The organism is Serratia sp. TSO36 (assembly GCF_057808395.1).
In genome coordinates this window covers 34,700-60,473 of record NZ_JBJZOU010000022.1, presented here as the reverse complement: position 1 = coordinate 60,473, position 25,774 = coordinate 34,700, and the positions used below count along the sequence as shown (strand labels likewise).

At 60.8% G+C, this 25,774-nt stretch carries 22 protein-coding genes and 1 rRNA gene; 6 read left to right on the top strand and 17 right to left on the bottom strand.

The features are described from left to right. A 5S ribosomal RNA gene (gene rrf, locus ACK3CV_RS19835) occupies positions 1–115 on the top strand. 258 nt (positions 116–373) lie between these two features. After that, entirely contained in the window at positions 374–1,684 is a 1,311-nt protein-coding gene (locus tag ACK3CV_RS19830; RefSeq protein ID WP_033635713.1) for an MFS family transporter, read from the top strand. Positions 1,685–1,720: 36 nt separating this feature from the next. Here the strand turns inward: ACK3CV_RS19830 and pssA are convergent, their stop codons facing one another. The 4 genes from pssA to trxC form a co-directional block, all read right to left on the bottom strand. Continuing rightward, a complete protein-coding gene (gene pssA, locus ACK3CV_RS19825; RefSeq protein ID WP_033635712.1) occupies positions 1,721–3,076 on the bottom strand; it encodes a CDP-diacylglycerol--serine O-phosphatidyltransferase in 1,356 nt (451 codons plus the stop codon). A gap of 152 nt (positions 3,077–3,228) precedes the next feature. Further along, positions 3,229–5,877 (bottom strand): bifunctional acetate--CoA ligase family protein/GNAT family N-acetyltransferase, encoded by a 2,649-nt coding sequence (locus ACK3CV_RS19820; protein ID WP_033635711.1) that lies wholly within the window; start codon positions 5,875–5,877, stop codon positions 3,229–3,231. Between the two features lie 48 nt (positions 5,878–5,925). Further along, the gene (locus tag ACK3CV_RS19815; RefSeq protein WP_033635710.1) at positions 5,926–6,615 is read right to left on the bottom strand and encodes a tRNA-uridine aminocarboxypropyltransferase; all 690 of its coding nucleotides are present in this window, start codon (positions 6,613–6,615) and stop codon (positions 5,926–5,928) included. 114 nt (positions 6,616–6,729) lie between these two features. Beyond that, on the bottom strand, positions 6,730–7,149 hold the full coding sequence (gene trxC, locus ACK3CV_RS19810; protein WP_004928868.1) for a thioredoxin TrxC: 420 nt from the start codon (positions 7,147–7,149) through the stop codon (positions 6,730–6,732). Positions 7,150–7,356: 207 nt separating this feature from the next. Between trxC and ACK3CV_RS19805 the strand changes: the two genes are divergently transcribed. Further along, entirely contained in the window at positions 7,357–8,445 is a 1,089-nt protein-coding gene (locus tag ACK3CV_RS19805; RefSeq protein WP_033635709.1) for a tRNA/rRNA methyltransferase, read from the top strand. Positions 8,446–8,505: 60 nt separating this feature from the next. Here the strand turns inward: ACK3CV_RS19805 and emrB are convergent, their stop codons facing one another. The 7 genes from emrB to ACK3CV_RS19770 form a co-directional block, all read right to left on the bottom strand. Further along, positions 8,506–10,044 (bottom strand): multidrug efflux MFS transporter permease subunit EmrB, encoded by a 1,539-nt coding sequence (gene emrB, locus ACK3CV_RS19800; RefSeq protein WP_049194987.1) that lies wholly within the window; start codon positions 10,042–10,044, stop codon positions 8,506–8,508. Between the two features lie 17 nt (positions 10,045–10,061). Next, a complete protein-coding gene (gene emrA, locus ACK3CV_RS19795; protein WP_015378875.1) occupies positions 10,062–11,234 on the bottom strand; it encodes a multidrug efflux MFS transporter periplasmic adaptor subunit EmrA in 1,173 nt (390 codons plus the stop codon). A gap of 23 nt (positions 11,235–11,257) precedes the next feature. Continuing rightward, positions 11,258–12,709, bottom strand: a complete 1,452-nt coding sequence (locus ACK3CV_RS19790) for an efflux transporter outer membrane subunit (protein ID WP_033635706.1) — start codon at positions 12,707–12,709, stop codon at positions 11,258–11,260. Between the two features lie 27 nt (positions 12,710–12,736). Next, a complete protein-coding gene (gene mprA, locus ACK3CV_RS19785; RefSeq protein WP_004928879.1) occupies positions 12,737–13,255 on the bottom strand; it encodes a transcriptional repressor MprA in 519 nt (172 codons plus the stop codon). A 161-nt stretch (positions 13,256–13,416) separates the two neighbouring features. Next, the gene (ygaH, locus tag ACK3CV_RS19780; protein ID WP_033649768.1) at positions 13,417–13,764 is read right to left on the bottom strand and encodes an L-valine transporter subunit YgaH; all 348 of its coding nucleotides are present in this window, start codon (positions 13,762–13,764) and stop codon (positions 13,417–13,419) included. Further along, positions 13,754–14,500: an AzlC family ABC transporter permease gene (locus ACK3CV_RS19775; RefSeq protein WP_033635702.1), complete on the bottom strand. Its 747-nt coding sequence runs from the start codon at positions 14,498–14,500 to the stop codon at positions 13,754–13,756. The genes ygaH and ACK3CV_RS19775 overlap by 11 nt, the downstream gene beginning before the upstream one ends. Before the next feature lie 121 nt (positions 14,501–14,621). Further along, positions 14,622–15,821 (bottom strand): MFS transporter, encoded by a 1,200-nt coding sequence (locus tag ACK3CV_RS19770; RefSeq protein ID WP_033635700.1) that lies wholly within the window; start codon positions 15,819–15,821, stop codon positions 14,622–14,624. A gap of 105 nt (positions 15,822–15,926) precedes the next feature. Between ACK3CV_RS19770 and ACK3CV_RS19765 the strand changes: the two genes are divergently transcribed. Next, positions 15,927–16,805 (top strand): LysR family transcriptional regulator, encoded by an 879-nt coding sequence (locus ACK3CV_RS19765; RefSeq protein WP_164037857.1) that lies wholly within the window; start codon positions 15,927–15,929, stop codon positions 16,803–16,805. Between the two features lie 29 nt (positions 16,806–16,834). On the opposite strand, the gene proX is transcribed toward ACK3CV_RS19765, so the two are convergent. From proX to proV, 3 genes are all read right to left on the bottom strand, one after another. Continuing rightward, a complete protein-coding gene (gene proX / locus ACK3CV_RS19760; RefSeq protein ID WP_033635697.1) occupies positions 16,835–17,836 on the bottom strand; it encodes a glycine betaine/L-proline ABC transporter substrate-binding protein ProX in 1,002 nt (333 codons plus the stop codon). 69 nt (positions 17,837–17,905) lie between these two features. Further along, positions 17,906–19,012, bottom strand: a complete 1,107-nt coding sequence (proW, locus tag ACK3CV_RS19755; protein ID WP_063990639.1) for a glycine betaine/L-proline ABC transporter permease ProW — start codon at positions 19,010–19,012, stop codon at positions 17,906–17,908. Then, complete coding sequence (gene proV / locus ACK3CV_RS19750; RefSeq protein ID WP_033635695.1) at positions 19,005–20,207, bottom strand: glycine betaine/L-proline ABC transporter ATP-binding protein ProV; 1,203 nt, start codon at positions 20,205–20,207, stop codon at positions 19,005–19,007. Before proV ends, proW begins: the two co-directional genes overlap by 8 nt. Before the next feature lie 126 nt (positions 20,208–20,333). Here proV and ACK3CV_RS19745 point away from each other — a divergent pair, with 126 nt between their 5' ends. Then, a complete protein-coding gene (locus tag ACK3CV_RS19745) occupies positions 20,334–20,597 on the top strand; it encodes a hypothetical protein (protein ID WP_154892262.1) in 264 nt (87 codons plus the stop codon). Between the two features lie 16 nt (positions 20,598–20,613). Here the strand turns inward: ACK3CV_RS19745 and ACK3CV_RS19740 are convergent, their stop codons facing one another. Both ACK3CV_RS19740 and ACK3CV_RS19735 read right to left on the bottom strand, forming a co-directional pair. Then, entirely contained in the window at positions 20,614–21,300 is a 687-nt protein-coding gene (locus ACK3CV_RS19740; protein ID WP_033635694.1) for a response regulator, read from the bottom strand. Between the two features lie 32 nt (positions 21,301–21,332). Continuing rightward, complete coding sequence (locus ACK3CV_RS19735) at positions 21,333–22,925, bottom strand: ATP-binding protein (RefSeq protein WP_489009889.1); 1,593 nt, start codon at positions 22,923–22,925, stop codon at positions 21,333–21,335. A 326-nt stretch (positions 22,926–23,251) separates the two neighbouring features. On the opposite strand from ACK3CV_RS19735, the gene ACK3CV_RS19730 reads away from it, so the two are divergent. Further along, positions 23,252–24,607, top strand: a complete 1,356-nt coding sequence (locus ACK3CV_RS19730; protein WP_033635692.1) for a 2-hydroxycarboxylate transporter family protein — start codon at positions 23,252–23,254, stop codon at positions 24,605–24,607. A gap of 98 nt (positions 24,608–24,705) precedes the next feature. Here ACK3CV_RS19730 and ACK3CV_RS19725 read toward each other — a convergent pair whose 3' ends face one another. Further along, a complete protein-coding gene (locus ACK3CV_RS19725) occupies positions 24,706–25,677 on the bottom strand; it encodes a patatin-like phospholipase family protein (protein ID WP_164141917.1) in 972 nt (323 codons plus the stop codon). Positions 25,678–25,774 lie beyond the last annotated feature (97 nt).

Sequence of the window (25,774 nt, the reverse complement as noted above, 5' to 3'; positions counted from 1 at the left end):
CTGGCGGCAATAGCGCGGTGGTCCCACCTGACCCCATGCCGAACTCAGAAGTGAAACGCCGTAGCGCCGATGGTAGTGTGGGGTCTCCCCATGCGAGAGTAGGACACTGCCAGGCATCAAATAAAGCAAAAAGCCCTGAACTGATGTTCAGGGCTTTTTGCTATGGGGAAAACGGAAAATCCCCGTTGCAATCCGCTTCAGCTTTCAGCGTGCGGTTTAATATTCATCACAAATTCCGCGCATTGTCCCTCCAAACGCCAGATATTCTTCGTCCGCTATTAAGTTTGTTTGTTAACTTATAAGTAACAATAAAGTAACAACCAGAGCGGCAGGACGCCGAATTCCATCATTGCTATGGCTCGGAGAAAATACCATGACAGAAACAACCTCGGTTCTTGAGGATGAACGCGGCGTCGAACAGGGGGCGCTGGATAACAAAAAACGCATTTTTGCCATCGTCGGGGCTTCATCAGGCAATCTGGTGGAGTGGTTTGATTTTTACGTTTACTCCTTCTGCTCAATCTACTTTGCCGCCTCATTTTTTCCGGCGGGCAACAGCACGACACAACTGCTGCAAACTGCCGGTGTGTTCGCCGCCGGCTTCTTTATGCGGCCGATCGGCGGTTGGCTGTTCGGCTACATTGCCGATAAACACGGCCGAAAAAACTCAATGCTGCTTTCGGTCTGCATGATGTGCGCCGGATCGTTGGTGATCGCCTGTCTGCCGACGTATGAGTCGATCGGCAGCTGGGCGCCGGCGCTGCTGCTGCTCGCGCGATTGTTCCAGGGGCTGTCTGTGGGCGGCGAGTACGGCACCAGCGCCACCTACATGAGCGAGGTGGCAATCAAGGGGCGGCGCGGCTTCTACGCGTCGTTCCAGTATGTCACGCTGATCGGCGGGCAACTGCTGGCGCTGCTGGTATTGGTGATCCTGCAGCAGATATTGTCCGGCGAAGAGCTGAAGGCCTGGGGATGGCGCATTCCGTTTGCCCTGGGGGCGGTGTTGGCGGTGGTGGCGTTGTACCTGCGCCGTTCGCTGAATGAAACCTCCGATGCGAAAACACGTAACCACCAAGATGCCGGTTCGCTGACGGGGCTATGGAAAAACCGCAAGGCGTTTGTGATGGTGTTGGGCTTTACCGCCGCCGGTTCACTGACCTTTTACACTTTTACCACCTATATGCAGAAATATCTGGTGAACACCGCCGGTATGGACGCCAAGCTGGCCAGTGCCATCATGACCGCCGCGCTGTTCGTCTTCATGCTGTTGCAGCCGGCGGCAGGCGCGTTCTCGGACAAAATCGGCCGTCGCAGCTCGATGCTGATCTTCTCGGCATTGGCCACCCTGTTGACGGTGCCGATCCTGTTCGCCCTGAAAGGGGTGAGCAACCCCTTTATGGCGTTCGGCCTGATCGTACTGGCGCTGTTCGTTGTCAGCTTTTACACCTCGATCAGCGGGCTGCTTAAAGCCGAGATGTTCCCGCCGGAGGTGCGTGCGTTAGGGGTAGGTTTGTCTTATGCGGTAGCGAATGCCCTGTTCGGCGGTTCGGCGGAATATGTCGCGCTGTCGCTTAAATCGTTCGGCGTGGAAAATGCCTTCTTCTGGTATGTTTCCGGCATGTGCCTGCTGGCGTTGCTGGTCTCGCTCCGGCTGCATCGCAAAGGCAAGGAAATACAGCTGTAATAAAAACCCCGGCCTTGGCCGGGGTCAGAGTAGATCTTACAGGATACGGCTAATCAACCGATCGATGCGGATACGCCGCAGACGGCGAATCAGCTTGCGCACCTTGATCGGGTACTGCTGAATGCTTTGCAGCTCCTGATAATGGCCGACCACGGTGGTGTGAGTGCGGATGCACTCCAGTTCTGTTTGCCGTTGCTCGCGCATTTCCTGCTTGGGATCGTGGATCAGAATGGCGTTTTCCAGATCCAACCGCCAGGCGCGCGGGTTGAGGTTATTGCCGGTAATCAGCTGCCACTCTTCGTCAACCCACATGCCTTTCAGATGATAGCTGTTATCGCCATCCTTCCACAGACGCACGATCAGCTGCCCGGTGTCGATATAGCGCTGCAAGCGGCTCAGAAAACGGCGCAGGTTGATCTCGTACAGGTAGGGCAGCGCGCCGATGATTTTGAACGGCTGGTCTTCCGGAATATAGAAGTCGTTGGCGGTCTTGTCGCCGACGATGATCTCCACCTGTTTGCCCTGGCGCAGCAGATAAATGATATTGCGCACCAGCAGCGCCGGCAGGTTGAAATAAGGGGTGCATAGCGTCAGTTTCTGGTCGGCGCACGACATCAGGTGATGAATGGTTTTATTCAGCACGCTTTGCTTGCCAAGCCCAACCAGCGGCGTCACCGCCAACTCATCGTTACCGGCCTTGCCGCGGAAGTGATAGCCGGCGCGGCGCAGGGCGAAACGGAACAGGCGGGTCTCGTTTTTGATCTCCGGGCTTTTCGGCCGATCGCTGCGATCGAGGCGCTGTACGGCGCCGGCGGTGAGCAGATGCTGCTTGATGTAATCGATCAGGGTATCGGCCAACACCTCGTTGGAGATCAGCTGGTAGCGATCGTAACGGTATTTCTCATGCTGATGTAGATAAACGTCGTTGATGCTGGCGCCGCTGTAGATCACGGTATCGTCGACCACAAAGCCCTTCAGGTGCAGTACGCCCAACGCTTCGCGGGTATTGACCGGCACGCCGTAGATAGGCACCGACTGCTCGGGATGTTGGTCGGCCATGGCGCAGTACCAGTCGGCGTTGGTATTGGCGGCGGCGGCGCCGATGCGGCCGCGCTGTGCGCGGTGCCAGTCGACCAGCACGCAGATTTCCAGCTCGGGCCGCCGCTGCTTGGCTTGATACAGCGCGTTGAGGATCTCGCGCCCGGCGTCGTCATGCTCCAGATACAAGGCCACCAGATAGATGCGTTGGGTAGCGTTGGCGATGGCGTCCAGCAGCGTGGTGCGAAAATCGGACGGCGCGTACAACGTACGAACATCAGCAACCGTCTGGGGGAGTTTGGGCAGTTGTGCAAGGTGTTGTTGATGTTTGCTACGTTTAAATTTTGACAACATCACAGTGCGTTTCTTCTCTCATGATTGATGGCCGGAACGCCACAGGCATAAAAACATTAAACCGAATAATCGGGCGATAATACCATTAGTTGCCTCGATTGTGCGTATGTTTTGGCGTTAAGTGGTGGATTCGTAGCGCATTGCGACGCAGGTCACTGCGCGTCGGCGGCCTGCAGCGGCAGCGTCAGATTGACGATGCCGTCCTCAAGCTGCACCTCGATGCCAAAGCCCAGCCGCTGCGCCAACGCGATCATGCCGCGGTTATTCGGCATGGTGATGCCGCTCAGGCGGGTCAGGCCATGGGCGCGCGCATAGGCGATCATTTTCTCCAGCAGCTGGCGGCCCAGCCCCAGGCCTTTCAGGTCGGAACGCACCAGCACGGCGAATTCGGCGTCGGTGTTGTCCGGATCGGACAGCGCGCGGGTCACGCCGATGATCTCGTCTGCGCGCACCGCCACAAAGGCCATTTCTCGATCGTAGTCGATCTGCGTCATGTTGGCCAAATCGTCATGGGTAAACTCGTTGATCTCGCTGAAGTAGCGATAATAGAGGTCCTCCTTGGTCACCCGGTCAATGAAATGCTTCAGCGCCGGCTCGTCTTCCGGCAGGATCGGGCGGAACAGGCATTGGCTGCCGTCTTTCAACGCGATGGTTTCTTCCAGCTCATGCGGATAAGGGCGAATCGCCAGCCGCGCCTGCGGATCGCCGCTGAACGGCGCGAGCTGCATCGAAACGTCCAGCAGGGTGAATTCGCTGCCGGAGGCCAGCACCGGGTGAATATCCAGCCGGGCGATCTCCGGGCAGTCGAGGATCAGGTTGGAGACCTGCACCAGCAGGCGGCTCAGCCCAGGGATATCCAAAGGCCGCAGCGCGCTGCGCCCGCGGATCTTGCCGCCTTTCACCGCCTGCAGCACCAGATAACGCGCCAGCGCCATGTTCAGCGGCGGCAGCGCGACCGCCACCTGATTTTCCTGGCGCCATTCCACGCCGCCTTCGCCCAGCATGATCAGCGGGCCGAAAATCGCATCCTGCTCCACCGCGATGCGCAGCTCCTGGGCGCCGGCACGGTTGGCCATGCTCTGCACCAGCAGGCCGTGAATGCGCGCCTGAGGGTAGGTACGCTTTACGCGGTCGAGGATCGCCTCCGCCGCGCGCTGCACTTCGGTCGCGGTGCGCAGGTAGAGCATGACGCCCTGAACTTCCGATTTGTGCGGGATATCCGGCGAACGCAGCTTCAGCGCTACCGGGTAGCCGATCTGTTCGGCGATGTGTACCGCTTCGGCGCTGTCTTCGGCAATCCAGGTCGGCAGGGTGCTCAGGTCATAGGCCTGCAGGATGGATTGCACCTCGTGGGTATCCAGCTGGGTGGCGCCTTCGGCCAGCGCCTGATGGATCAACCTGTGGGCGTCGGCGGTGTTGGCGGTGAGGCCGATCGGCAGCGCCGGCGTCTCTTTCAGCTGCTTCTGGTTGCGGCGATATTCCACCATATGCATAAAGGCGGTCACCGCGCCTTCCGGGGTGCGGTAGGTGGGAATGGCGGCCTCGGTAAACAGCCGGCGCGCCTCTTGCGAAGAGTATTCGCCGCACCAGTTGGTCAGCAGCGTGATGCGCTTGCCGCGCGCATGGCGGTGCAGCGCCTCGATCAGTCGTTCCGCCGTGGCGGTGCCCGGCGCCGCTGCGCTCGGCGCGTGGATTAACAGCAGCGCGTCATAGTCGTGGCTGTCGAGCAGCGCTTCGATTGCCGCCAGGAAGCGCTGCGGCGTGGCGTCATCGCGCAGGTCGAGCGGATTGCCGGCGCGGATGAACTCCGGCAGCGCGTCGCTCAATTTTGCCAGGCTCTCATCGCTCAGCGTGGCCAGCTTGCCGTTGCGTCCGAGCAGTTCGTCCAGCGCCATCGCCGCCGGCGCCGCCCCGTTGCTGACGATCATCAGCCGCTCGCCGCGCAGCGGATGCATATGGCTGAGGGTTTCCACCGCCGAGAACAGCTCATGGGTATCCTGGACGCGCAGCAGGCCGGCGCGCTGGATGGCGGCGTCATAGGCGGCGTCCAGCCCCAGCTGGCTGTTGAGCAGCAGCTGCGCCTGTTGGCTGCGGCCGCTTTTGATCACCAGAATGGGCTTGTTGCGTGAGGCGCTGCGCGAGGCGGAGAGAAAGCGCCGTGCGTCGCTGATGTTTTCCAGATACAGCAGGATGGCGCTGGTCTTGCTGTCGCGCGCCAAAAAGTCGAGCAGGTCGTCGACGTCGATATCCAGGCTGTCGCCCAGCGCGATGAAGTAGGAGAAACCGACTTCGCGCTGCTGCGCCCAGTCGAGAATGGTATTGGCCACGGCGGCGGACTGCGAGATAAACGCCAGCTTGCCCTTTTGGATCGGCACCGGCGAGAAGCTGGCGTTGATGCCCTGCCACGGCGCCAGCAGCCCCAGACTGTTGGGCCCTAACAGCCGCATGGTGTAGCGCTGTGCGCAGGCCTTCAGCTCGGCAAACTGTTCCGGCGGCGAAGAGAGCACGATGGCGGTTTTGCAGCCGCGTTGGCCCAGCGCTTCAATCAGCGCCAGATTGCGTTTGGCGTGGGTGCAGATGATCGCCAGATCCGGCGTCAGCGGCAGGCTGGCGACGTCGGCGTAGGCCATCACGCCGCATACCGCCTTGTAGCGCGGCGTGACCGGCAAGATGGGCCCGCCGAAACCGCCGGCCAGCAGGTTGCTCATCATCAGGTTGCCGGCGCGGCCGGGCTGCTGCGACGCGCCCAGCACGGCGATCGATTTGGGACGTAGTAGCGCTTCTAACCCTCGCTGGCTCATGCACGGCTCCTTTTGGCAACGTTACGCCTGATTTTAGGCGCTTTCTGGCTACATTGCTGTGACCGGTGCCTCCGGCCGGGTCGGTTTTCCCGCCAGATACTGTTGACGGAAATAGCGGAAATGCTGATTCAAACCGTCGGCGGCCGGCAGATCGCCCGCCTGTTGCAGCAGGGCGGCGGCCACTTCCGCCGTGCAGTGTTGCTCGGCGCGGCTGGCTTCGCGCAGCTGGTAGTCCGATGCCGCGTCGACGTTGAGGGAAAACACCGGGAATTGATTGAGGTACGGGCTTTTACGGAACATTTTGCGCGCTTCCGCCCAGGTGCCGTCCAGCATGATGAACAGCGGCGGTTTGCCGCCGGCGGGCAGCTCGCTGAACACCGGCCGTTCGGCGTCGGCGTAGGAAGCGGGGAACACCACATAAGGCTGCCGCGCCGGATCGTTGATGGCCGCCAGCAGAGCAGGATCGATCTCGGTGCGTGACCAGAGAAACGCCTGGGTGTCCGGCAGGATATCGGCGATCAGGCGGCCGGTGTTGCTGGGCTTGAGCGGCTCGGCGCCGAACATGATCAGGCAGAAACGGCTGCCGGCCTGCTGCGGGCGAATGGTGTCGCACAGGCAGTTTTTATGCGGTAGCAGGCAACCCTGACAACGCGCCACCCGGCAACCGCGCGCCAGAAAAGGGCGGGTGGCGCGGTCTAAACGGAATTGGCGCAGGCGAAGTACGGCGTTGTCGGTCATAACGATCCTGGGGAAAAACCGCCATTGTAACGCAGAAAAAAGCCCGCCGGGAGGGGCGGGCTCGATCGCGGCACGTTCGCGCGCGATGGCGGGATACGGCCTATACTTGCCGAATCACACTAACTCGTTGAGCCAGTTGTCAAACGGCGCTTTCGGCATCGCGCCGTTGAGCATATCGACCATTTTGCCCTGACGGAACACCATGATGGTCGGGATGCTGCGGATGCGGAAACGGGCGCTCAGCTCCGGCTCGGCTTCGGTGTTCACTTTCACGAAGCGCACTTTGCCGGCGCGCTCTTCGGCCACGTCTTCAAAGATCGGCGCAAAGCTGCGGCACGGGCCGCACCACGGCGCCCAAAAATCGACCACGACCGGCAGATCGTCCTGCAGCAACTGGTCCAGCGTGGCGGCGGTGGCATTGATCACTTCACCGTCGAAGAGCTCATGGCCGCAGCGGCCGCATTTCGCGTTGTCCGCCAGACGTTCTTCCGGCACGCGGTTGGTGGCATTGCAAGCTGCACAAACTGTATTCATGTTGACCTCGGGTACAGAGAAAGCATGGTCCCCGCAACGCGGTTGCGGAGATGTTTCTTTAATGCTGACAATTATCGGCAAAACCCGGCGCATGAACAATGAGGTTTGTTCAATGGATGTGATAGTTGGGAGCTTTTAGCGCAAGTTGGTGGCTTCGTGCACCAACATCAGGTAATCTTCGCGCCCTGCGCGTTGGTGGAGAAGACAATGAACGATTCATTTAGTGGCAAGAACGGTAAAGTCAAAGTGATGTACGTCCGCAGTGACGACGACAATGGCGACGACCGCAACAAGAATAAACGTCCGGCCGGCAAAGGCCGTCCGGCTGACGGTGCGCGCTCGGGCCGCACCGGTCAAGACAAGGCGCGCGGCGGCAACGATCGCCGCGGTGCCGACTCCCGCCGCAGTGAAAGCGATCGTCCTCGCCGTCCGGCGCGCACTGAAGATCGCGGTGGCAACGAGTCGCCGTGGAGAACCGTTTCGCGCGCGCCGAATGAAGAGCCGGCGTTCGATCACGGCGGCATCAGCGGCAAAAGCTTTATCGATCCTGAGCAGCTGCGCCGCCAGCGCGCGGAAGAAACCCGCGTTTACGGTGAAAACGCCTGTCAGGCGCTGTTCGCCAGCCGCCCGGAAGCGATCGTTCGCGCCTGGTTCGTGCAGTCGGTCACCCCGCGCTTCCGCGAAGCGCTGCGCTGGATGGCGGCCAACCGCAAGGCTTACCACGTAGTGGATGAGGAAGAGCTGGCCAAGGCTTCCGGCACCGAGCACCACGGCGGCGTGTGCTTCCTGATCAAAAAACGTCAGGGGCTGGACGCGCAGACCTACCTGAAAACCGCCCCGGCGACCGACTGCGTGCTGGCGCTGGAAGAAGTGGGCAACCCGCATAACCTGGGCGCCATCGTCCGTTCGTGCGCCCACTTCGGCGTCAACGGCGTGCTGTTGCAGGATCCGGCGCTGCTGGAGTCCGGCGCGGCGGTGCGTACCGCAGAAGGCGGCGCTGAGCACATCAAGGCGATCAACGCCGACGATTTCCTGTCGGTGCTGGATACCTTCCGCAAGGCGGGTTACACCATCGTTACCACCTCCAGCCATAAAGGCACCGCGCTGGCGCAGGCCAAGCTGCCGGCCAAGATGGTGCTGGTGCTGGGCCAGGAACGTGACGGTCTGAGCGACAGCGCCTGGCAGCAGGGCGACATGAGCGTCTCGATCGGCGGCACCGGTAAAGTGGAAAGCCTGAACGTTTCCGTGGCGACCGGCATTCTGCTGGCGGACTGGTGGCGTCAGAATCAGGCGTAATCTTTTCTACGTCGGATAAAAAAACGGGCGCCCCAGGGCGCCCGTTTCGTTTATTGAAGCTTAGTGAGCGCCGCCGCCCCCACCGCCGCCGGAGCTGAACGGCGGTTTCGCCACCCACACCAGCGCCAGCAGCACCAGGAACACCCCGGCCGACAGCCAGAAGATCTCGTTGGCGGAGATGATCAGGCCTTGAGCGGTGATCTCGTTGGCGATGTAGGCTGACGCCTGCTGCTTGCTCATGCCGAGCTGCTCCAGCTGCCGGTACATCTCCTGCGACTGCGGGCTGTACGGATTGACGAACTCCGTCAGCTGCGAATGGTGCTGCGATTCGCGCTGCGTCCACAGGGTGGTGGTGATCGAGGTGCCGATCGAACCCGCCAGAGTCCGCGTGAAGTTCGACAGGCTCGACGCCGCCGCCATGCGTTCCGGCGGCAGGCCGGACAACGTGATGGTGGTCAACGGCATGAAGAAGCAGGCGATGGCGAAGCCCTGAACGAACTGCGGCCAGGCGGACGCGCCGAAGTCCATGCCCGGTTCAAACGTATAGGCGCGCCAGTAGAAGCACACGGCATACATGATGAAGCTGAAGGTGACCAGCCGGCGCATATCGAGCCGGTTGCCGAACTTGCCGATGATCGGCGACAGCAGCACCGGAATCAGCCCGACCGGCGCCGACGCCAGCCCGGCCCAGGTGGCGGTATAGCCGTACACCTCTTGCAGCAGCTGCGGCAACAGCACGATGGCGCCGAAGTACAGCATGTAGGCCAGGCTGATGCACAGGCAGCCGATGGTGAAGTTGCGCGACTTGAACAGCGACAGATCCACCACCGGATGGTCGTCCGTCAGCTCCCACACCACCAGGAACAGCAGCGCCACCACCGCTACGACGGTGAGGGTGATGATCTCGGTCGAGTTGAACCAGTCCAGCTCCTTGCCCTGATCGAGCATCACCTGCAGCGAACCGATGCCGACGATCAGCAGCACCAGGCCGACGGTGTCGATCGGTTTGATCTCGGTTTTGGTTTCTCGCCCCTTCAGCGTCGCCATCGCCGCCACGATCACGAAGGCGCCGATCGGGATGTTGATGAAGAAGATCCAGCCCCAATGGTAGTTGTCGCTGATGTAACCGCCGAGGATCGGCCCGAAGATCGGCGCGACGATAACGGTCATCGACCAAAGCGCCAGGGCCATCGCCCGCTTGGCGGGCGGGTAGTTGTTCAGCAACAGGCTCTGCGACAGCGGGATCAGCGGCCCGGCCACCACGCCCTGGATCACGCGGAAGAAGATCAGCATGCCGAGGCTGTTGGAGATGCCGCACAGCCAGGAGGCGAGGACGAACAGCGCGGTGGACCAGAGGAACAGCCGCACTTCGCCGATGCGCTTCGCCAGCCAGCCGGTGATCGGGATCGAGATGGCGTTCGCCACGCCGAACGAGGTGATCACCCAGGTGCCCTGCGAGTTGGAAGACCCGAGGTTACCGGCAATGGTGGGGATCGCCACGTTGGCGATGGTGGAGTCCAGCACCTGCATGAAGGTCGCCATGGCGAGCGCGACCGTCATCCAGGCGAGCTGGGCGCCTTCAAGCGGTTTCTGTGGCAAGATGGCCTCCCGCGCGCTTAGCCGGCGTTCGCATGGATCACGTCGGCGATCAGCTGATTAACCGGCGCCAGGTTCAAGGCCAGCGCGTCGCTCTGGTACAGCGGTTTGTCGCGCACCACGTCGGCCAGCACGCGGCCGTCCAGGTTGGCGGTGTCGACGGTCACCAGCGTAGAAAGACCGATGCGCAGCGGATGATCGGCCACCTGCTTGGCGTCGAGCTCAATACGCACCGGCAGACGTTGCACCACTTTGATCCAGTTACCGGTCGCGTTCTGGGCCGGCAGCAGCGAGAAGGCGCTGCCGGTGCCCATGTCGATACCGGCCACTTTGCCCTGATACACCACGTCGTCGCCGTAGACATCGCTGACCACCGTTGCCGGCTGGCCGATGCGCATGTTGGCGATCTGGGTTTCCTTGAAGTTGGCGTCAACCCAAATGTGATCGGCCGGCACCACCGCCATCAGCGGCGAACCGGCGGCTATCTGCGCGCCGACCTGCACGCTGCGGCGCGAGACATAGCCGGTAATGGGGCTGATCACTTTGGTACGCTGCAGCGCCAGCCAGGCGTCGCGCATTTGCGCGGCGGCCTGTTGGATCGCCGGCTGCTGTTCCAGCGGGGTGTTCAGCACCATCGCCTGATTGGCGTTGTATTGCTGCACCGCCACTTCCAGCGCGGCCTTGGCACTGTCGACCGCATCGCGAGCGTGTTGCAGCTCTTCGCGGCCGATGGCGTCAACGCTGCCCAGCACCACGCGGCGCTTCAGATCGTTCTCGGCCTTGCTCAGATCGGTCTTGCGCAGGGCGATGTTGGCCTGATATTGCTTGCTGTTGATGATCAGCTGGTGGGTCTGGCGCACGCTGTTGGCCAGGCCGGTCTTGGCGCGTTCAAACGCCTGCTCGGCATCGGTCGGATCGAGCGTCAGCAGCACGTCGCCCTGCTTGACGTAGTCGGTGTTGTCGAAATTGACGCTGTTCACGCTGCCGGACACCTGGGCCATGATCTGCACCTGGTTGCCGGAGACGTAGGCGTCGTCGGTTTCCTGGTGATGACGCAGCACCAGGAACCAATACACTAAATAAGCCACCCCTATAACAATGAAAATAACCGTCAGCAACAGCAGCCAAAATTTGCGCTGCTTCTTTTTGCCGCTCGGCTGCTGCGGGTTTTGGGTTTCCGCGCTTGCGCTCATGGTGTTCTCCAAGCCTTATATTATTATGCTTTCGAATCCGCTGCGGCCGGGGCCTGATAGCCACCGCCCAGCGCACGGATCAGTCCTATCTTCGCCTGCAGTAAGTTGCTGCTGGCATTCAACTCCGCCTGTTGCTGCTGCAATAGCTGCGTCTGGCTGGTCAACAGATCGTCGCGCCCGATAATCCCTGCCTGGTAACGGGCGTTGGCGACCTGATACACCTGTTGCATCGACTGGGCCGCGGACGCCGCCTGCAGCTGCTGTTGTGCAGAGCTCTGCTGGATGGTGATGGCGTCGGCGGTTTCCTGTACCGCATTCAGGATGGTTTGGTTGTAGGATTCCACCGCTTCGTCATACAGCGCGGATTCCTCGCCCAGCTTGCTGCGCAGGGCGCCGGCGTGGAAGATCGGCAGCGAGATCGCCGGCATCACGTTCCAGGCCTGGCTGGCCGCTTCAAACAGATTCGGGCTGGTGCCACTGGTATTGGTGGTCATCAGGCCGGCGAAGGCTGAAATGGTCAGGCTGGGGTAAAACTCTTTACGCGCGGCGCTGACGCGCTGGCTGTAAGACTCCACCAGCTGGCGTTGCGCGGCGATGTCCGGGCGTTTGCCCAGCAGATCCGCCGTCAGCTCGCCCTGCGGCGCCATCAGGTTGTCTGCAGGCAAAGGCACCTGACGCAGGTGCTGCATGGCGTTCGGCCCCTGGCCCGCCAGCGCGGCGAGTTGGTGCCGGAGCTGCTCGATCTGCGACTGCAGCTGCAGGATCTGCTGCTTGGCGACGTCGGACTGCGCCTGGGTTTGTTGCGGCACGTCGACGCCGGTCAGGCCGGCCTGATAGCGCTGTTGGCGCAGCGCGGTCAGGCGCTCATTGTTGTTCACTTCCTGCTGCAGCAGCTTCTCGAGCGCCAGATTGCTCTGCAGCTGATAGTAGGCGGACGCCACCGAGCTGGTCAGCGTCAGCGCCGCCTGTTCCTGCTCGGCGCGCGCGGCGTTGACCTGCGCCTTGGCGGCGTTCACCTGGTTGCGGTATTTGCCCCACCAGTCGAACTCGTACGCCAGGTTCAACCCCAGCGAGTTGGAGCTTGAATAGATCGGCTTATGCGGATACCCCAACCCCATATTGACGTTTTGCGGCACGCGCTGGCGCTGGGTGCTGGCGTTCAGATCCAGGTTCGGCCCGTTGGCGGCGCTGGCTTCGCCCACCACGCTTTGCGCTTCGCGCACGCGGGCGGCGGCCTGCCGCAGGGTCGGCGAGCTTTGCAGCGTTTGCGTCATCAGGGTATCCAACTGCGGATCCTTGAGGGCGCGCCACCACTGCGGGCTGACGGCCAGCGAACTGACTTTCGGCTGAGCCAACTGCAGGCTCTGCGGATCCATCAGCGTGGATTGCGGGGCAATATTATCGGTCGAAGCACACCCGGCCAGCAGCAACACGGCGAACAGCGGGGTGAATCTCCAGTTAAATGGGGATCGCATAATAGGTACCTGAACAGAAATTGTGAATTAGGGTAACTGTTCTGTGATTTCCATTTGATCCAGACGTGCCAGCAATTTGCGCGTCAGCTGTTCCAGCTGTTTTTGCTCATCGTCGGTCAGCGTGGACCACAGGAAATGCAGACATTGGTGCTGCGGTGGCAGCAGTTGACTGAGAAACTCTTCCCCCTGCGGCGTCAGATGCAGATGCAGGCAGCGGCGATCGTTGTCGCTTTCCCGGCGCTCGATCCAGCCGCGTTTCTCCAGCTCGTCGGCGATGCGGGTCGCATTGGTGCGCGAGGAGCCCAAGGCAGAGCTTAGCTCAGAAGGTTGGATGCTGTGGCTCTCCTGCGCATCCAGGGTAATCAGCGCCATAAACAGTGTTTCGTTAATCCCCTGCGCCTTGAGCATCTTATTGCGGTTTTCCAGCAGCTTGCCTTGCATGTGCATGCACAGGCGGGTCAGCAGGATTTCCTGATAAGGGAAATCTTTCTGCCGCGTGGCGCGGAAATTCAGCATTTGTTCTATGGGGGCAAACGAGCTTTCCATAATTTAGGGCCTCATTAATTTCGTTCGAGATAGTAACGACGGTGACTAATAATGTAAATGTTCAGCCGTGCGGATAATTTAGCAATTCGTGTCATTTGTCAGTGTTTGTAAAGATGTGGCGCCTGAAAACGCCAAAGTGAAGCCAAACGATCGGAGCGGCGTCAGCCCGGACCGAAAAGCATTAACAGCTTTAATGTGACGCCAAAGGCCGTCGCGCCGAGCAGCGTCGACAGAATGATGCTTTTGCTGCGGTAGAAGCACAGCGCCAGCGCGGCGAACCCCACCAACGTCGGCAGCAGCTTGTCCGGTTCGCGCATCACCACCGGCGTGCTGGAGACCACCAGCAGGGCGCAGATCGAGGCGATGCCGATGCTGTCGAGCAACAGGGCAGCTTTACCGCGTTTGAGGCCGGGCTGGGCGCGCGCCGGCGCCAGCCGCAGCGGCAGATAACGGAACAGGTAATTGGCGCAGCCCACCACCAGGCCGATCGCCAGCACATCAGTGTTCATGGGCGGCCTCCGCAGGGGCGGGTTGGAACAGGGCGGCGACGCAGCCGGCGCCGATGCCGGCCAAAATGGCGACCGGAATGGAGAACAGCACCACGCCGAGCAGCGCGCCGGCCAGCGCGGCGGCGATAGTCAGGCTCTGCGGGCGGCGGAAGGCGGCCAGCAGGAAGCTGAGAAACAGCGCCGGCAGCATGAAGGCCAGCGAGGCTTCGATCACCGGGAACTGCTCCAGCGGGCCGTTGCCGAACAGCGCGCCGAGCGCGGTGCCGGCCACCCAGGAGAGCCAGGAACAGAGCGCGATGCCCAGCATCCAGTTTTCGCTCCAGCTGCGGTTATTGCGCATCAGCCTGGCGGTCGCGGCGGCGAAAACTTCATCGGTCAGGCCAAAGGCCCACATCGCCGTTTTGCCGGGCGACATGCGCGAGACGATGCGGTGACGCAGCGCCGGGCCGTACAGCAGGTGGCGCACGTCCATCGCCATCACCGTCAACGCGGAGACCCACAGCGACATTCCGGCGCTCAGCAGGGCGGTGATCACGAACTGGCTGGCGCCGGCGTAGATGATGCAGGAGAAGAAAATGCTTTCCAGCGGGGAAAAGCCCAGTTTGACGGCGCTGAGGCCGAAGGCGAACGCCACCGGGACATACCCGATGACGATCGGCAAACTGTCGACGACGCCGTTGGCGAAGGTGGCGCTGACGGCGGGCGGATTGAGGCTGTCTGCAGCTTGGCTTTGCATGGTTGTGGGTCGCAGGGTAGATAGGACTTCAATAGTTTATGGCCAGAACATTACCAGAGAGTAAGTAATGTTTATACCCTGCACCGCTAATAAATTTCTTAAGTTACTATTTGCAAGATAATCAGATTGTCGCCGGCCCCTGCGGATCGTGGTGCTTGCCGAGCCACCAGGTCAGCAGGTTGAGCAGGCACAACACCCCGCCGGCGGCGGCCACGCCGTACCAGCCGGCATGCTGATACGCCGAGGCGGAGAGCAGTGAACCGAGGGCCCCGCCGATAAAGTAGCTGGTCATGTAGCCGGCGGTCAGGCGGTTGCGCGCGTCCGGCATGATGCGGTACATCACGCTCTGGTTGGTGACGTGTACTGCCTGCACCGCCAGATCGAGGATCAGGATGCCGGCGATCAGCGCCCACAGCGATTGTTTAGCCAACGCGATGGGTATCCAGGACAAAAGCAACAACACCAGGCCGACGGTGGTAGTCAGCCCGGCCTTGCCCTTGTCCGCCAGATGCCCGGCGCGTGAAGCGGCCAGCGCCCCGGCGGCGCCCACCAGGCCGAACAGCCCGATCACCCCCTCGGAGTAGTTGAACGGCGGCGCGGCGAGCAGAAAGGCCATGGAGGTCCAGAGCACGCTGAAGTTGGCGAACGACAGCGCGCCGAGGATGGCGCGGGTACGCAGCAGCGGCGTGCGGCAGAACAGGCTGAAGATCGAGGCCAGCAGCTGCGGGTAGTTCAGCCCGGAGTGCTGCTTATAGCGCGGCAGCGCGCGCCACAGGATCAGCGCCATCAGGATCATCAGCACGCTGGCGACCCAGTAGATGGTGCGCCAGCCGCCGAACGACGCCAGTGCGCCCGCGACGGTGCGCGCCAGCAGGATGCCGAGCAGCAGGCCGCTCATGATGATGCCGACGGTCTTGCCGCGCTTTTCCGGGTGAGCCAGCGTGGCGGCCAGCGGCACCAGGATCTGCGCCACCACCGAGAACAGCCCGGTGAGCGCGGTGCCGAGGATCATCATCGGCAGCGTGGCGGAGGTGGCGGTGATCAGCATGCCCCCGGCGGCCAGCAGCGTCATGAAAACGATCAGCCCGCGGCGCTCGAACATATCGCCGAGCGGCACCAGCAGCAGCAGGCCGGTGGCGTAACCGAGCTGCGCGGCGGTGACGATAAAGCCGGCCTGGTTGACCGACAGATTGAAGCCGGTGGCGATGGTTTCCAGCAGCGGCTGCGCGTAATAGTTGCTGGCGACCGCCAGGCCGGTAGCGATGGCGATCAGCACGGTCAGCGCCGGGCTGAGGCCCGGGTGGACGTTTTGTTGGTTCATGATTTTTTCATCACGGGAAGAAGATAGCGCGCAGTATCCGGCAATGCGTCTGCGGAAACCAATGTATAATTTTCATTTGATTTATCTCATTTCAAGATAGATGCCATGAACCTGAAACAGATCCGCTATGCGCTGGCGGTGGCGGAGGAACAGAGCTTCACCCGGGCGGCGCAGCGCTGCCATACGGTGCAGTCGGCGCTCAGCCACCAGATCGCCAAACTGGAAGAAGAGCTGGGCTGTACGCTGTTTGAGCGCACCTCGCGTCGGGTGCGATTGACCCCCGCCGGCCAGGCTTTCATTCCCTCGGCGCAGCGGCTGCTGGCGGCACAGCAGGCGCTGGTGGAAGAGGTGACCGCCGCCGGGGATGCGGTGTCCGGCACCTTGACCATCGGCACCATTTCAACCATAAACGCGATTGATCTGACCGAAAAGCTCGACAAGTTTCATCGCCACTATCCGGCGGTGAACATCCGCCTGTACGTCGGCATGAGCGAAGCCCTGCTGGAGGACGTGCGTCAGCAGAAGTGCGATATGGCGTTCGTCGGCATCTGGCCCGGCGACGTCGATTTGCTGCCGATGTCGCACCGGCAGTTGACCGATGAGCCGCTGGTGGCGTTGGTGGCGCCGCAGCATCCGCTGGCCAACCGCGAGCGGGTGAATCTGCAGGTACTGGCGGAAGTGCCGCTGGTGGATTTCTACAGCGGCACCGGCGCGCGGCGCCAAACCGATCGCGCCTTCCAGGCGGCGGGCATCCGCCGCCACGTCAGTTTTGAAATCGATCATATCGAATGGTTGGAGAATCTGGTGCGGCGCGGATTGGCGGCGGGCATCGTACCGATCTCGACCGCGCAACGCTTAAGCGCGCTGGTGTCGATTCCGATTGAAGACGGGCCGCGACGCCAGGTGTATTGCATCTGGCCGCAGCCCTTGTCAAACGCCGGCGCACGTTTTTTACAGTTCAGCGGCATTGATATGGCGGGGTAGGGGGCGGCGGATGCGGCGCCCCCGAGCGGTTACGGCTTCGCCGCTTCGGCGGCGGTTTTCACCCAGCCGTCGAAGGTGGCCTGGTGCGCTTTGATCCAGCCGTTGACGTGGTTCTGGATGTCGGCTTCCGAAGCCTGGCCTTCATGCATGCGCAGGTTTTGCGCGTTGATGTCGGCGATCGGCAGCTTCATGATGGCGAACAGCTTGGCGGCCGCCGGATTGGCTTCGGCCCACTGCTTGTTGGCGGCGATGCGCATGGTGTTGACCGGGAAGCCGTAGTTGGCGCCGTTAGGCAGCTTGGTGTCGACGTTCTTCTGCTCGCCCGGCAGGGAGGAGAACGGCACCTGCAGCCAGACCACGTCGCGCCCCGGCACCATCACATCGCTGACCCAGTACGGCGTCCAGGTGTAATACAGCACCGGTTTGCCCTCTTTGTAGCGGGTGATGGTGTCGGCGATCATCGCCGCGTAGTTGCCCTGGTTGTGCTCGACGGTGTTGCTCAGGCCGTAGGCCTTGATGTGGTGGTTGATCACCGCTTCACAGCCCCAGCCCGGCGTGCAGCCGGTCAGATCGGCCTTGCCGTCGCCGTTGGTGTCGAACAGCTTGGCGATCTTGGGATCCTTGAGCTGCTCGACGTTGGTGATGTGATATTGCTCGGCGGTCTTCTTGTCGATCAGGTAGCCCTGCGCGGCGCCGTTGACGTAGACGCCTTCGCGGTAGAACTTGGCGTCGCCGCCGGCGGCCTTGTACTGATCGGCGTGCAGCGGATCCCAGTTGACCGCGATAAAGGTCGCGTCGCCGGAGGCGATCGAGGTGTAGGCGACGTTGTAATCCACTTCACGCGGTTCTTTCACGTCGTAACCCAGTTTTTCCAGCGCCTTGCTGACCAGCAGCGTCTGGAACGTCTCTTCGGAAATGGTGCTTTGCACCGGCTGTACCGCGATCCCCTTGCCGGGTAAATCTGCCGCGCTCACGCTCTGTGAGCCAATCAGCGTCGTCAGGGCGAGAGCCCAGATGCCCGTAGTGCGCATAGTGTTTCCCCTTTTTTCGATGTGGTGTGTCATAGCCCGCCGGGGCCGCAGCCGCCGGCGGGAAAAGCGTCAGGCTTGTTTGATGAACGGGCGAGTCAGCAGCCCGATGGGGCCGCGGCGATACCAGCGGCCGATGCCTTTGCTGCGGCGATCGCGCCCCAGCGATTGGGTGAGGCGATCGAGAATGATCGCCAGGATCACGATGCCGACCCCGCCGACGGCGGCCAGGCCCATGTCCAGCCGGCCGATGCCGCGCAGTACCATCTGCCCCAGCCCGCCGACGGCGATCATCGAGGCAATGACGACCATCGACAGCGCCAACATCAGCGTCTGGTTCACGCCGGCCATGATGGTCGGCATCGCCAGCGGCAGCTGCACCTTGAACAGCAGCTGACGCGGGCTGGCGCCGAAGGATTCGGCGGCCTCGATCAGATCCTCCGGCACCTGCTTGATGCCCAGAATGGTCAGGCGCACGATTGGCGGCAGCGCGAAGATGATGGTGACCACCACGCCCGGCACGTTGCCGATGCCGAACAACATGACGATTGGCACCAGATAGACGAAGGCCGGGGTGGTCTGCATCGCGTCGAGCAGCGGTCTTATCACCTTGGCGGCGTGCTTGCTGCGCGCCAGCCAGATGCCGAGCGGCAGGCCGATAAGAATGCAGAAGAACAGCGCGGTCAGCACCAGCGCCAGCGTGACCATCGCCTGCGACCAGGCGCCGATGGCGCCGATGGCGACCAGGGAGAGCAGCGTCGCAGCGCCCATGCCGAGGCCCGAGACCTGCCAGGCGAGCAGCGAGAACACCAGAATGGCGATCGGCGCCGGCATGCCCAGCAGCAATTGCTGGAAGCCGCTCAGGATCATGTCGACCGGCACGCGGATGCCCTGGAACAGCGGGCGGAAGTGCAGCACCAGCCAGTCGATGCCCTGCGTGACCCAGGTATCGAACGGCACCCAGGCCTTGTGGAACGGATCGAGCAGGCTGAAGTGTTCCGGCTGCGCCGGGGCGCTGCTGAGCCAATCGGCGCCTGACGCGGCGGCGTCATGGGCGGCCGGCGGCGGCGCGCTGGACCAGGCGTCGCCGGCGTTGGCGGCGGCATCGTTTGCGGGTGCGGCGCCGGTATCGGCCGGTGCGGTAGCCCAGGGATCTTGGGTTTGCGTAGTATCACTCATTGGCGGAGCCCTCCTTGTCCAACGCCTGCAGCAGCATGGCCTTGGAGATGATGCCGAGATAGTTATGTTCTTCGCACACTACCGGCACCGCGCACGGCGCCTGGGCGACCAGGGAAATCAGATCGCTGAGCGGCGTGTCGGCCGGCACGGCGGCAGGGGCCTCGAGCAGGGCATCGTCCAGCGTTTGATTGGCGGACAGCGCCTTTTTCAGCGACTCTATCGACACTACGCCGATAAATTTCTTTCCGCGTTCAACAACATAACCATAATCACGGTCCTCATCGCGCAGCAGCTGCAGCGCCGATCGGGGGCCAAAGCCGGGGGTTTTGCGGATCAGCGTCACCGGGCGCCGTTGGGCGATATCCTTGGCGCTGAATACGTGACTGATGTCCACGCCGCGGAAGAAGGTGCGCACATAGTCGTTGGCCGGGTTGTTCAGGATCTCGTCCGGCGTGCCGACCTGGATCACCTCACCGCCCTGCATGATGGCGATGCGATCGCCGATGCGCATCGCTTCGTCCAGATCGTGGGAAATAAACACGATGGTGCGCTGATGCTGGGCCTGTAATTTCACCAGCTCATCCTGCATTTCGGTACGAATTAACGGATCGAGCGCCGAGAAGGCCTCGTCCATCAATAATATATCCGGGTTATTGGCCAGGGCGCGGGCTAATCCCACGCGCTGGCGCATGCCGCCGGATAATTCATCCGGATAAGACAGCGCATAATTCTCCAGCCCGACCTGGCGCAGGGCATCCAGCGCTTTTTCCTGGCGCTCCTGCAGCGGTATGCCGGCTAATTCCATACCGAATGCGGTATTATTCAGGACATTCATGTGCGGCATCAGCGCGAATGACTGAAATACCATGCTGATCTTATTTCGCCGCACGGTGCGCAGCGCGGCGTCGGATATTTTGGCGATGTCCTCACCGTCGATCAGCACCTGGCCGCGGGTGGGTTCTATCAGACGATTGAGAAGGCGTACCAGGGTGGACTTGCCGGAACCGGAGAGCCCCATGATGACAAATATCTCGCCTTCTTCAATGGCCAGAGTGGCGTCTTTTACGCCGAGCGATAAGCCGGTTTTTTCAAACAGCCGATCTTTTGTCAGACCTTTATCCAGCAGTTTGAATGCGCGTTCCGGGTGTTCGCCAAATATCTTATACAGGTTCTTTACTTCGAGTTTAATTGCCATGCAATTTGCTGTTTCCTCTGGTTTAATTAACGCGTTATGGGCTGTCCTTAGCAAAATAAAAGAGCTTTTTACCCTAACACAGTGAATATCTGAGACAACCCTCAATGTCATTTAAATAGGATATTAGTGGTTTACATCAAAGTTTTAATTAGTTATGGTAATTTGGCCCGTGACTCAAAATTGACGGCCATTATTCGCCATAATGGTTTGGTTTTTGGGGAAATAATACGGTGTGGCGCAGAGAAATATTTGGGCGCCGCGCCTGCCGTTCGGATAATAAAAAACCCGACCAGAGGCCGGGCAAAAGTCATCAGTATTTCATCAGTTTTAACGACAGGTGCCGATATCGAGGGGGATATCGTCGGGCGCTATGTTATCGCCGTAATATGACAGCCAGATGGCAGCCTCAGGCCTTGCGATACAGCCTGCGCGGATGGCCGATATTGCCGTACAGCATCTCTACCCGCACGAACTGGGTGGCGACGCAATATTCCAGATAACGGCGGGCGGTGGTCTTGCTGATGCCGACCTGCTCAACGACGTCTTCCACCGCATGCGCCACCGCCGGCTGGGCGATAAACAGCGCCTGCACCAGCTCGAGGGTATTGGTTTCGATGCCTTTGGCGCTCGGCTCGCTGGAGAACTGCTTCGACTGCAGGTTGTACAGCGCATCGACGTTGTCCTGATCGATGATCTTGAAGGTGCGCTGGGTCTGCACGAACTGCATGAAGCGTTCGAGCGAATTGCGCAGCCGCTTGTAGGATACCGGCTTGATGATGTAGTCGAAGGCGCCGTTGCGGATCGCCTGGCTGCAGGTGTGCATGTCGCTGGCGGCGGTGATGAAGATCACCGAACAGGCGGGGTTCTTCACCGCCGGCTCTTCCATCAGCTCGATGCCCTGGCCGTCCGGCAGAAAGTTATCCAGCAGGATCAGCCGCGGCTGATGCGCATTGGCTTTGGCCCGCGCTTCGGCCAGCGTGGCGGCGTAAGCCACCACCCGCAGGTTGAAATTTTTCTCGATGAACTCCGCGTGCAGCGTCGCCAGTTGCGGCTCGTCTTCCACGATCAGAACGTCCAGTGCTTGGTGTGACATAATCGGGTGCTCAAAAAATCGGGTTATGGGTTTTATTTAGGGATAAATATAGAGAATATCGCGCCGTGCGGCTCGTTGTTCGACACTTCTATGCTGCCGTGCGCCTGCGCCACGTGGCTGGCGACCAGATGCAGGCCGATGCCGTGGTCGCTTTTATCCGCTTTGGTGGTGACGCCCTGTTCAAACAGCGTATCACGAATTTCCTCGGCGATGCCGGTGCCGCGATCCGCCACCTCGATCACCAGCTCGTCGCTGCCGTCGCTGATATAAAGCTCGATCGCGTCGTGCGGGGCCGGGCAGTGCAGCGTCGCCTCCACGGCATTATCCAGCAGGTTGCCGACGATCGACATCAGTTCGGTCTCATTCAGCGCCGCCGGGATCTGCCGCAGCTGGCAGGCCGGATCGAAGCGCAGCTCAATACCTTTTTCTCTGGCGCTGGAATATTTGCCCAGCAGCAGGCCGCACAGCGCCGCCGAACTGAAGCGCTGCGAGATGAAATCGAGGATCTCCTGCGCGCCCTCCGACTGGGCCTCCACGTAGCGGATGGCCTCGTCGTAGCGCTGCATATGCAGCAGCCCGGCCAGCGTGGCGGTCCAGTTCAGCTGTTCGTGGCGCATGATGCGCAGGTTGTCGGCATAGCGTTTCACCTGGCTGAGCTGGCTGCTCAGGGTATTGATGTCGTTCTTGTCGCGGAAGCTGATCACCCAGCCTTGCAGCTCCTGCTCCTGCATGATGCGCACCCGGCTGGCGATCACCCGCACGTGATTGAAGCGGCACACCTCGTCGTGCGTATCCTGGCCCAGCTGCGCGGCGGCGAAGAAGTTCGGCTGCGCCTGAATGACGTCGCCGATCGGCCGGCCCAGCAAGCCGGCGGCGGGCTGGTGCAGATCCAATAGCTCGCGCGCCGCATGGTTGATGGTGATGATCCGCAGCTCTGGATCGATGGCGATCACCCCTTCATAGATGGCTTCCAGCAGCGCTTTTTGCTGGCGCTCCAGCAGCGCGATCTCTTTCGGCTCCAGCCAGAACATCTGGCGCTTGAGGTTTTTCGACAGCAGCCAGGAAAAGACGAACAGGGCGACCAGCAGCAGGACGATGGAGCCGATAATTTGCGTCAGCGTCCTGGCATTTAAATTATCGATATGCGATTTCAAATAGCCGACGGAAACGATGCCGATCACGCGATTATTTTCATCCAGGATCGGCGCCTTGCTGCGCAATGAAACGCCGATGCCGCCCTTGCGAATGGAAATAATGCTTTTTCCTTCCAGCACCTCTTTATTATCGCCGCCGATCATCGGCGTGCCCAGGCGGCCTTCATATTCGGAATGATAAAGATGGCGGGCGTGATTATCGCCGATGACGATATAACTGGCGTCGCTGCTGGCGCGGATTTTTTTCATCAGCGCAGTGATTCGGGCGGCGTCGTTGTTTTCCACCGCGTCGACCAGCGAAGGAATGAGGGCGATTTCCCGCGCCTGCACCTGCGCGCGGGCGCCGAGATCGCGGTGCAGTTGCGCATCCAGCTGGTAATAGGTGTAGGCGCCGATGCAGGTCAGCAGCAGGCAGGAGAAGGCCACCAGGCACAGAAACAGCTTGATTTGAAATGAGAGTTTGAGCCGCATGGCGGTGCTTCACCGTAAAGAGATCCTGAAGCCTTACCCTATCACGAGAAGCGGGGTCTGTAATATTGCGCCCGATCAACTTGTGATCCCTCACACGGGATTAGAGTGAACCGGACGAGAATTGTTCGTCTGCGATAAAGTTGATAAGCTTTAAAATAAAAGCGGTATTAACACCATTAAAACCACGCCGGTTTTTACATAATCTTAATTAACCCCATAGAAACCATAATCACCATTAAAAACCCTTTTTAACTTTGAACATAATCACAGCAGATAATCCGTGCGCTTCTCTATGATGGCTGAACAAACTAATAAGAGGCCAGATTATGAGCACAACAGATGATTCTTACCTCGTAGCCAAAGACAAGGCCGCCGATATTCCTCTGCGTGAGAAATGGTGGCGGATACTGGACAATTATAAAGTAGGGATTATTCCGTTACCGTTCTTTATTCTGGCCGGCGTATTGATTCTGCTCGACTGCCTGGAAGGCAAGCTGCCGAGCGATATCGTGGTGATGGTGGCGACGTTGGCGTTCTTCGGTTTCGCCTGCGGCGAATTCGGCAAGCGCCTGCCGCTGATCGGCAAAATGGGCGCGGCGGCGATCTGCGCCACCTTCATTCCTTCCGCGCTGGTGCACTACGGCCTGCTGCCGGACGTGGTGGTGGAATCGACCACCAAGTTCTACAAATCGACCAACATTCTTTATCTCTACATCTGCTGCATCATCGTCGGCAGCATCATGAGCATGAACCGCCAGGTGCTGATCCAGGGCTTCCTGCGCATCTTCATTCCGATGCTGTGCGGCGAGATCGTCGGCATGCTGGTGGGGATGGGCGTCGGCATGGCGCTGGGCCTGGAGCCGTTCCAGATCTTCTTCTTCCTGATCCTGCCGATCATGGCCGGCGGCGTGGGTGAAGGGGCGATCCCGCTGTCGATGGGCTACGCGGCGATCCTGCACATGGAGCAGGGCGTGGCGTTGGGGCGCATTCTGCCGATCGTGATGCTCGGCAGCCTGACCGCCATCGTCATCGCCGGCCTGCTCAACCAGCTGGGCAAGCGTTATCCGCACCTGACCGGCGAAGGCAGCCTGATGCCGAGCAAGCAGGGCGACAGCGACATGAACGCGGTGGAAAAAATCAGCGGCAAGGTGGACGTCAGCACCATCGCCTGCGGCGCGCTGCTGGCCATCCTGCTGTATATGGTAGGCATGTTGCTGCACCGCCTGATCGGCCTGCCGGCGCCGGTGGGCATGCTGTTCGCCGCCGTGGCGGTGAAGCTGGCGCACGGGGTGTCGCCGCGCATTCAGGAAGGTTCGCAGGTGGTATACAAATTCTTCCGCACCGCCGTGACCTATCCGATCCTGTTCGCGGTCGGGGTGGCCATCACGCCGTGGCAGGAGCTGGTGGACGCGTTCACCGTACAGAATCTGATCGTGATCGTCACGACCGTCAGCGCGCTGGTGGCGACCGGTTTCTTCGTCGGCAAGAAAATCGGCATGCATCCTATCGATGTGGCGATTGTCTCCTGTTGCCAGAGCGGGCAGGGCGGCACCGGCGACGTCGCGATCCTCACCGCCGGCAACCGCATGTCGCTGATGCCGTTCGCGCAGATCGCCACCCGAATCGGGGGCGCTATCAACGTCTCGCTGTCGCTGCTGGTGTTGGCCAAGTTCTTCGTATAACTCCTATAAATCCTTAGCGTTACTTTGCCTTTCCCCGCCCCCGCGGGGATTTTTTTTGCCCGCGCGCCGGTCGTACGCGCGGGCGGGGTGGATGGGGGTTATGCCGCCTGTTTCATGGCGGCGTCGTACCAGGCGAAGTAGCGCTCTACGCCGCGGCGGCCGGATTCGATCAGCGCGCGTTTCTTCTCCTCGCTGATGCCGAACTCCAGCGTGCCGACGTCAAGCGTGTCGACATACACGGTGCGTTTCCAGTCGTCGCTGTCCAGGTGCACCTTGGTTTGGATGTCCAGCATCACGTTGGCCACCGCCAGGGTGAAATCAAACAGGTTGTTGACCTGCGTGCGCGGGCCGGCCTGCCCGGCTGCCTGGGCGATTTCGCCGGCGGAGTCCAGGCGAAGGCCCAGCGTGCGGGTGTTGATGCGCTGGCTTGAAGCGTCGATGTAAGGCGGCGTGACGGAGAAGTCATAGTCGAACAGCCGCACCGGGTAGTTGTCGATCATGCCGCCGTCGATGCACAGGTCGCCCAGGGTGTTGTTCTTCGCCACGAAGGCGAACGGGAATGACATCGAAATGCGCAGGCCGTCCGCCACTTTCATGCGCGGCGTGGTGCGATGCGAATAGACCTCGCGCTGGCCGCTGTTGAGGTTGGCGCCGATAAAGTAAATCGACTTGAACCCTTTCGCCGTTTTCATCGCTTCGAACTGCTCGAAGGTAATATCCGGCTTGCCGGTGTATTGCTTGATAATATCGCACGACCATTGATAGAAATAATCGCCGGGCGCGATGCCGTATTGATTGAACAGGCGATAGGCATCGTGGAGCGTACCGAAAAAGCCGCCGTTATAATCGAGGAATTTTTTAAAATCCATCGCCGACAGAATTTTGGTTACGTCGGCCGAGCTGCAGCCCAGGCCGACCAGCAGCGCGGCGATAGCGCCCGCCGAGGCGCCGGAGGTTTGCTTGATCTGCGGCATGATGCCTTTGGCTTCCAGCAATTCCAGCGCGCCGCCATAGGCGATGCCTTTTACGCCGCCGCCTTCAAAGACCAGATTTTCGAATTGATAGTTCATGATATTTCCTCACTCTTGGTTTAGGGAGTAAGAAAAATAACCAAGTGGCGAGCGAGAAAATATTGATTGGGGTTGTGTGAGTCGGCAAACAAAACTA

Coding starts and splice junctions, on each gene's coding strand:
- proW (WP_063990639.1), bottom strand. CDS start 19,012: ATGAGTGATACTACGCAAACCCAAGATCCCTGGGCTACCGCACCGGCC.
- mprA (WP_004928879.1), bottom strand. CDS start 13,255: ATGGAAAGCTCGTTTGCCCCCATAGAACAAATGCTGAATTTCCGCGCC.
- ACK3CV_RS19770 (WP_033635700.1), bottom strand. CDS start 15,821: ATGAACCAACAAAACGTCCACCCGGGCCTCAGCCCGGCGCTGACCGTG.
- ACK3CV_RS19830 (WP_033635713.1), top strand. CDS start 374: ATGACAGAAACAACCTCGGTTCTTGAGGATGAACGCGGCGTCGAACAG.
- ACK3CV_RS19805 (WP_033635709.1), top strand. CDS start 7,357: ATGAACGATTCATTTAGTGGCAAGAACGGTAAAGTCAAAGTGATGTAC.
- ACK3CV_RS19790 (WP_033635706.1), bottom strand. CDS start 12,709: ATGCGATCCCCATTTAACTGGAGATTCACCCCGCTGTTCGCCGTGTTG.
- ACK3CV_RS19765 (WP_164037857.1), top strand. CDS start 15,927: ATGAACCTGAAACAGATCCGCTATGCGCTGGCGGTGGCGGAGGAACAG.
- ACK3CV_RS19740 (WP_033635694.1), bottom strand. CDS start 21,300: ATGTCACACCAAGCACTGGACGTTCTGATCGTGGAAGACGAGCCGCAA.
- ACK3CV_RS19735 (WP_489009889.1), bottom strand. CDS start 22,925: ATGCGGCTCAAACTCTCATTTCAAATCAAGCTGTTTCTGTGCCTGGTG.
- ACK3CV_RS19725 (WP_164141917.1), bottom strand. CDS start 25,677: ATGAACTATCAATTCGAAAATCTGGTCTTTGAAGGCGGCGGCGTAAAA.
- ACK3CV_RS19820 (WP_033635711.1), bottom strand. CDS start 5,877: ATGAGCCAGCGAGGGTTAGAAGCGCTACTACGTCCCAAATCGATCGCC.
- proV (WP_033635695.1), bottom strand. CDS start 20,207: ATGGCAATTAAACTCGAAGTAAAGAACCTGTATAAGATATTTGGCGAA.
- ygaH (WP_033649768.1), bottom strand. CDS start 13,764: ATGAACACTGATGTGCTGGCGATCGGCCTGGTGGTGGGCTGCGCCAAT.
- trxC (WP_004928868.1), bottom strand. CDS start 7,149: ATGAATACAGTTTGTGCAGCTTGCAATGCCACCAACCGCGTGCCGGAA.
- ACK3CV_RS19815 (WP_033635710.1), bottom strand. CDS start 6,615: ATGACCGACAACGCCGTACTTCGCCTGCGCCAATTCCGTTTAGACCGC.
- ACK3CV_RS19730 (WP_033635692.1), top strand. CDS start 23,252: ATGAGCACAACAGATGATTCTTACCTCGTAGCCAAAGACAAGGCCGCC.
- proX (WP_033635697.1), bottom strand. CDS start 17,836: ATGCGCACTACGGGCATCTGGGCTCTCGCCCTGACGACGCTGATTGGC.
- ACK3CV_RS19775 (WP_033635702.1), bottom strand. CDS start 14,500: ATGCAAAGCCAAGCTGCAGACAGCCTCAATCCGCCCGCCGTCAGCGCC.
- emrA (WP_015378875.1), bottom strand. CDS start 11,234: ATGAGCGCAAGCGCGGAAACCCAAAACCCGCAGCAGCCGAGCGGCAAA.
- pssA (WP_033635712.1), bottom strand. CDS start 3,076: ATGTTGTCAAAATTTAAACGTAGCAAACATCAACAACACCTTGCACAA.